At 62.0% G+C, this 6948-nt stretch carries 5 protein-coding genes and 1 pseudogene; 1 reads left to right on the forward strand and 5 read right to left on the reverse strand.

Translation table 11 applies throughout. The annotated features are described in order from the left end of the window. Window positions 1–113: 113 nt before the first annotated feature. Window positions 114–1409: a glycine-betaine demethylase subunit GbcA gene (gbcA, locus tag PSFL_RS07470; RefSeq protein WP_057440265.1), complete on the forward strand. Its 1296-nt coding sequence runs from the start codon at window positions 114–116 to the stop codon at window positions 1407–1409. A 691-nt stretch (window positions 1410–2100) separates the two neighbouring features. Here gbcA and PSFL_RS07475 read toward each other — a convergent pair. The 5 genes and pseudogenes from PSFL_RS07475 to PSFL_RS07495 all read right to left on the reverse strand — a co-directional run. Next, a pseudogene (locus PSFL_RS07475) lies at window positions 2101–2667 on the reverse strand (GNAT family N-acetyltransferase). A gap of 98 nt (window positions 2668–2765) precedes the next feature. Then, window positions 2766–3536, reverse strand: coding sequence for an electron transfer flavoprotein subunit beta (locus tag PSFL_RS07480; RefSeq protein ID WP_057440263.1), 771 nt, complete (start codon window positions 3534–3536; stop codon window positions 2766–2768). 15 nt (window positions 3537–3551) lie between these two features. Then, window positions 3552–4772 (reverse strand): electron transfer flavoprotein subunit alpha/FixB family protein, encoded by a 1221-nt coding sequence (locus PSFL_RS07485; protein WP_397469858.1) that lies wholly within the window; start codon window positions 4770–4772, stop codon window positions 3552–3554. Continuing rightward, complete coding sequence (dgcB, locus tag PSFL_RS07490) at window positions 4772–6709, reverse strand: dimethylglycine demethylation protein DgcB (RefSeq protein WP_273878874.1); 1938 nt, start codon at window positions 6707–6709, stop codon at window positions 4772–4774. The genes PSFL_RS07485 and dgcB overlap by 1 nt, the downstream gene beginning before the upstream one ends. Window positions 6710–6864: 155 nt before the next feature. Then, on the reverse strand, window positions 6865–6948 hold an 84-nt coding region (locus PSFL_RS07495), incomplete at its 5' end, for a hypothetical protein (protein ID WP_374068321.1).

Here is a 6948-nt window from a genome sequence, read left to right on the forward strand (position 1 = left end):
GGGCAGCACCGGGCCCACACTCGCAGCCAACAACGACGCTTTCTTTACGCCTTGCTGCAAACCTGATCAGCCACTTATCGCGGCCACACAGAATGGCCTTGAGGACACACATAATGGACGTCACCGCAACCTTGAGCTTGGGCGATCCGCTGGAACCCGCACGCAAGGCCACCGCGCAAATGCTGCAAGAGCGCGAGCGCACTTTTTCGCTGCCCCAGCCGTTTTACTCTGACCAGCGGCTGTTCGATATCGACATGCAGGAGATCTTCCAGAAGGAATGGTTGATCGCCGGCATGACCTGCGAAATCCCGGCCAAGGGCAACTACCTGACCCTGCAGATCGGCAAGAACCCGATCATCGTGATTCGTGGCGCCGAAGGCGTGGTGCATGCCTTCCACAACGTCTGCCGCCATCGCGGCTCGCGCCTGTGCACCAGCGACAAGGGCAAGGTCGCCAAACTGGTGTGCCATTACCACCAGTGGACCTACGAACTGGACGGGCGCCTGCTGTTCGCCGGTACCGAGATGGGCGCCGACTTCGACATGAAGCAGTACGGCCTCAAACCGGTGAACGTGAAGACCGCCGGCGGCTACATCTTTATCAGCCTGGCCGAGAACCCGCCGGCCATTGATGACTTTTTGTCGACGCTGAACCATTACATGGAACCCTACGACATGGAAAACACCAAGGTGGCGATCCAGACCACCTTGTTCGAAAAAGCCAACTGGAAACTGGTGCTGGAAAACAACCGCGAGTGCTACCACTGCAACGCCTCCCACCCCGAGTTGCTGAAAACCCTGCTGGAATGGGACGACGTCACCGACCCACGGGCCGACCAGGCCTTCAAGGACCACGTTGCCGCTTCAGCCGCCGCCTGGGACGCCGAGAAGATCCCTTACGCCCACGCCAGCTTCGGCCTGCGTAACCGCATCGTGCGCATGCCGCTGCTCAAGGGCACCGTGTCGATGACCCTGGATGGCAAGCAGGGCTGCAAGAAACTGATGGGCCGCATCAAGAACCCCGACCTCGGCTCGATGCGCATCCTGCACCTGCCGCACTCGTGGAACCACTGCATGGGCGATCACATCATCGTCTTTACCGTGTGGCCGATCAGCGCCCAGGAAACCATGGTCACCACCAAGTGGCTGGTGCACAAGGACGCTGTGGAAGGGGTGGACTACGACGTCGAGCGCATGCGCCAAGTGTGGGACGCGACCAACGACCAGGACCGACGCCTGGCCGAAGAGAACCAGCGCGGAATCAACTCCACCGCTTACCAGCCGGGGCCGTACTCCAAGACCTATGAGTTTGGCGTGGTGAACTTTGTGGACTGGTACAGCGAGCGCATGCTGAACAACCTGGGGGCGGCACCGGCGCCGTACCTCAAAGGTGTCGCCGCACACGAGTAACTGACGTACCAGAGATCAAAAATGTGGGAGCAAGTCTGCTCCCACATTTGGATACTCATCTGTTCATAAATTGACCATCACTGCTCCAGCCCGCTACTACCCTGCCCTCCAGCCATCGCCCAACAACTTATCCACAAACCCACCCACAGCAATTGTGGGCAACTGCCCTGTTCCCTTGAAATAAAACCAAGAAAATCCGTGACTTATTCAAAGCAGCGAGTTTTATCCAACATTGATCAGTTTTTAACCAGAAGCTCACAAGCCACGTTCCATATGGCCTGCAGAGGAACGCAAACACCTTATCCACAGAAGCGCCAACAGACTTTGGGGGCAACTTTGCCCCTTCTGTGGAAAACCGCCTGTAACCGAGCAAAATCGAGGCTTTACGCGCGTAGATCGGTTGAAACAGCGATATTGATCATTTTTCAACCAACTCACTACAAGCCTTTATCTCTATGGCTTGCAGCGGATAGCGAACATCTTATCCACAGAAGCACCAACAGACTTTGGGGGCAACTCTGAGCCAGGCTATTTCCTTATCCACAGAAAAAGCCGAGCAAAAACCGTCGCTTAGGTTGGTTGTTTTTCGTACAGAGGGCTGCAGGGCTTGATTTCACTGGGGTGTGGACAACCGCGAACAGGTTATCCACAGGTGAACCAACAGGGATTGTGGGTAACCCCCAGTCGAGGGCTACGGGTACTGCATCAAATAAGCTTTGCCGGTGACACCTAGCATCGGGTGCGGGGTTATCTGGCAACTGTCGACAATCCGAAAGCCATGGCGCTCATAGAACCTCAGGGCACCGGTATTGGCCGCTTAGTCAATCAGGCTCAAGCCGATAAGCCCAAGGTGCTCGGCCCGCTGTCGGGCATGGTCGAGAAATTGCACGCCCAAGCCTTGGCCGCGCCAACCTTCGTGCAGCGCCAGGCTGGAAATATAAAGGGTATCGGGGATCTCCAGGTCCGCGTAGGGAGCAAGGACTGGATCGGTAACCGGCTCTGCATCCGGATCATGGCGCATGACATAACTGTGCATCATGCCCACCACCACGCCCTCTGATTCGGCGATCAGGCAATTTTCATAAGAGAAATCCACACCCGAGCGCGCATAACGGCTGGCGCCAACGTCCAGGAGTTCCTGGCCTGGCTCTGCGAGCTGGCTCCAGATGTAAGCCGCGGCTCCTTCTGAAGAGATCAGGAACAGACGCGCTATATCGCGGGCATCGGCGGGCACTGCCGCGCGGAAGTTGACGGGCATGGGGCTGGATCCTTTGGCTGAAAATTTATTTATTTAAGCTCACACCCAGGCACTGGCAAAGGCTGGCATCGCGGTATGTATGTGCGATTATTTCAGCCCTAGCGAACCACACCCTCCTCAATCAGCAGCTTGAGAATTGCCTCAGCGCCCGCCTCAGGGCTTACCCCCTTAAGCACCTGCCCACCTCCGCCGCTGGCCTTGGCCGTGGCGGCCTTCATGCGGTCGGCGCCGCTCTTGGCCTTGATCACCTTGAGCCGCTTGGGCCGAGGCTTGGCCGGTTGCAGCACGGCGCCTGTGAATAACTCATCGTCCACCACCGCCACGTCGTGCTCCTGCAGCACGCCACGCTGGGCCGGGCCGTAGGCGCTTTGCCGCGGCTTGGGCCCGGCGTTATCCACCGTGGCCAGAAACGGCAGGCGCACTTTCAGGCGTCGCCGCTGACCACGAGGCAGCGCTTGCAGTACCTGGGCTACGCCGCTGTCGATGGACTCCACCTGAGCCAGGCCGACAATCAGCGGCCAGCCCAGTTGCTCGGCCAGCAGGAACGGCAACATCCCCGAGCCCTCGCCCGTTTCGGCCTGGCTGCCGGTAAGCACAACCTGCGCACCAGTGTCCCGCAGATAGTCGCCGAGCACTGGCAGGGCATCGGCGCCGGCCGGTTGTTCCAGCACGTGTAACTGCGCCAGCCCCATGCCCAGGTAAGCACGCAGGGTCGGCTCGGCGATATCGCCGGCATGCAGCACTTGCAGGTTATCCCCAGCCAGTTGCAACCCCAGCTCGACGGCACGCGCATCCTGTTCGGCGCGGCGCGGCCGGCCGGAGGTCGGGTGGGCGCCTATGGATACCAGGCTGATTACATGGGTGGTCATGGCCATATCCTTTGTTTAAGCCGCATCGCGCTTGGCGCCGTTACGGTGGGCCTGGACCGCAGCAATCAAGGCCCGGAGAATGTCGCCGCTGTCGCCGATCACCGACAGGTCGGCGCGCTTGATCATGTCGCAACCCGGATCGAGGTTGATCGCCACCACCTTGTCGCAGGCACCGATGCCTTGCAGGTGCTGGATCGCCCCGGAAATCCCGACCGCCACATACACCCGGGCGGTGACCCAGATACCACTGGCACCCACCTGGCGATCACGAGCCATGAAGCCATCATCCACCGCCACCCGCGACGCACCTTCGGTGGCGCCCAGGGCCGCGGCCGTCTGATGGAACAGGTCCCAGTCCTTGACCCCATTGCCACCGGAGAAAATAAACTCGGCCTCGGCCATGGGAATCGCACCGGGATCCACTGCCACCGCACCCAGATCCTCAATACGCGGCAAGCCGCGCGCCAGGGCTGTGGATAACTCCACCGGCAACACTTCATGGCGCGTTTCGCTGACTGGATCGGCACATTCCACCGCAGCGAGGATCAGCCGTGGCAGCGTGCGCGCCAGGTCTTCCTGGCCCGCGCCGGCACGGCCGATGCACTCATTACCCTTGATCTGCCACACCCGGGTGGCCGGGCGCTCCTTGAGGCTCGCGGCAAAGCGCCGCCCCAGTTCACCCCCGCCACTGCGGCTGTCGGGCAGCAGCCAATGACGCGGGCGGAACTGGTTATCCACAGCCCGCAGGCCATGGACCCGCTGCTCCGGTGAATAACCCTCGAATTCGTGGCCGTCGAGCACCAGCAGGCGATCCACGCCGGCCGTGTCGAAGGCACTTTCCTTATGTTCGCCAAACACCACTGCCAGCACCGCACCGTCGCTGCCGGCCAGTTGCCGCGCCAGGCCCAGCAAGTCGCGGTCGTGGCTGCTCAGGCGGCCGCCGACCATGTCCGGCACCACGTTGATGTAAAACGCCGGGGCTGGCACCTGGTGCAGCGGCAACTGCACTTGCGCCGCGGCCGTACGTTTGGTCGCACCGCCCTGCTGGGCGCCGCTGCGGTCGATCCGCTTGATGCCGTTGGGGCCGATAAAACCGATGCCATGCACATTTTTACGGATGATGCCGTTAGGCCCCATCCAGCTGTGCTGCTCCGGTTGCATCGCCGCATGCAGCGGGTGCAAGCGGTTGCGGGCGATCCATTCGGCCCGTGGGTCGCGGCGGATAATGTCGCTCATCAGTGGACCTCCGCTGGCACACGTGTGTTCTTGGCCGGTGCGGCCTCTTCGAGCAAGGCATCCGCCACCAACTCGGCAATGTCCTTGATCAGTGGGCGGGGCTCGACCACCCCTTCGAGCATCGCCGTGCACTGTGGACAACCCACGGCCACCAGCTCGGCGCCGGTCTCGCGGATGTCTTCCATACGCATGTCGGGGATGCGCTGCTTGCCGGGAATATCAGTGATCGGCGCGCCGCCACCGCCACCGCAGCAACGGGAACGGAAACCCGAACGTTGCATCTCCTTGACCTCGATCCCCAGCGCCCGCAGCACTTGGCGCGGGGCCTCGTACTCACCGTTATAGCGCCCCAGGTAGCACGGGTCGTGGTAGGTCACGCTGTTGCCCTTGTGCTGGCCCAGGTTCAGCAGGCCTGCGTCGATCAGCTCGGCCATGTAGGTGCTGTGGTGCTGCACCTGGTAGTTGCCGTCGAAGGCGCCGTATTCGTTCTTCAGCACATGGAAGCTATGGGGATCGCAGGTCACGATGCGCTGGAAGCGGTACTTGGCCAGGGTCTGGATATTGCGCGCGGCCAGCAATTGGAACGTCGCCTCATCGCCCAGACGCCGGGCCACGTCGCCGCTGTCGCGCTCCTCCAGGCCTAGTACGGCGAAGTCGACCTTGGCCGCTTTCAGCACTTTGACGAAGGCGCGCAAAGTGCGTTGGTTGCGCATGTCGAAGGCGCCGTCGCCGACCCAGAACAGCACGTCGGTGGTTTGCTTGTCGCCGAGCAATGGCAGGTTCAAATCCGCCGCCCAGTTCATCCGCCCACCCGGGGCGAATCCGCCGGGGTTGTCGGTGGCGATCAGGTTCTCCAGGACTTCGGCGCCCTTGTTCGGCGTGGCACCTTTTTCCAGGGTCAGGTGGCGGCGCATATCAACGATGGCGTCTACGTGCTCGATCATCATCGGGCACTCTTCGACGCAGGCGCGGCAGGTGGTACACGACCACAATGTCTCGGCGTCCACCAGGCCATTGACGATCGGTTGGTGCGGATTGCCGCCGTGTTCGCCCACGGGCTTGCCGGGATACGGGCTGCCGGCGAACTTGGCATCCGTGCCGCCGGCCAGGCCGACCACCATGTCCTGGATCAGCTTTTTCGGGTTCAGCGGCTGGCCGGCGGCGAAGGCCGGGCACGCGGCTTCGCACTTGCCGCACTGCACACAGGCGTCAAAACCGAGCAGTTGGTTCCAGGTGAAATCCTTGGGTTTTTCCACGCCCAGGGGCGCGTTCTTGTCGGCCAGGTCCAGCGGCTTCAAGCCGGTGGAACGGCCACCGCCAAAGCGTTCGGCGCGGCGGTGCCAGGCCAGGTGCAGGGCGCCGGCAAAGGCGTGTTTCATTGGCCCGCCCCAGGTCATGCCGAAGAACATTTCCGACACGCCCCACAGCACGCCCACACCGAGCAGCGCGGCCAACAGCCAGCCACCGAAGTCGGCAGGCAGGAGCCCGGCCACCGGCAACGTCACCAGGAAGAAGCTCACCGAGAACGCAATCAGGCTTTTCGGCAGGCGCATCCACGGGCCTTTGGACAGCCGCGACGGCGGGTTGCGCCGGCGCAGATAGACGAAGGTGGCGCCGACAAACATCAGCACCGATGCCAGCAGCAAGGCGTAGCCGAGGATACGGTTATGCAGGCCGAAGCCGTGCACCAGGATCGCCAGCAACGCCGACAGCACAAAGCCCAGGGCCGTGGCGACGTGGGTGTTGGCGATATATTTGTCGCGGGCGACCACGTGGTGCAGGTCGACCATATAGCGCTTGGGCATGGCCAGCAGGCCACCCAGCAAGTCGACCTTGGCGGCACGGCCACGGCGCCACATATTCACCCGGCGCAGGGCGCCGAGGACGGCGAGGCCCATCGCTGCGAACAAAAGAACAGGAAGCAAGGTGTTCAACATGGTGAAGCTCCCACAGACCACACAGGTCTAATGTGGGAGCGGGCTTGCTCGCGAAGGCGGTGCATCAGCCACCGGATGTATCGACTGACACACCGCTTTCGCGAGCAAGCCCGCTCCCACATTTTTGACCGAGTCCACATTGGTTCGGTGTTGGGTCAGAAATCCTTGCACAGGCGCAGGGCGTCGTAGATCGCAGCGTGGGTATTGCGCTGGGCCACACAGTCGCCGATGCGGAACAG

The organism is Pseudomonas sp. DD1, assembly GCF_044510355.1.
GTDB classification, from domain to species: Bacteria; Pseudomonadota; Gammaproteobacteria; order Pseudomonadales; family Pseudomonadaceae; genus Aquipseudomonas; species Aquipseudomonas shahriarae.

Coding starts and splice junctions, on each gene's coding strand:
- gbcA (WP_057440265.1), top strand. CDS start 114: ATGGACGTCACCGCAACCTTGAGCTTGGGCGATCCGCTGGAACCCGCA.
- PSFL_RS07480 (WP_057440263.1), bottom strand. CDS start 3,536: ATGACCACCCATGTAATCAGCCTGGTATCCATAGGCGCCCACCCGACC.
- PSFL_RS07485 (WP_397469858.1), bottom strand. CDS start 4,772: ATGAGCGACATTATCCGCCGCGACCCACGGGCCGAATGGATCGCCCGC.
- dgcB (WP_273878874.1), bottom strand. CDS start 6,709: ATGTTGAACACCTTGCTTCCTGTTCTTTTGTTCGCAGCGATGGGCCTC.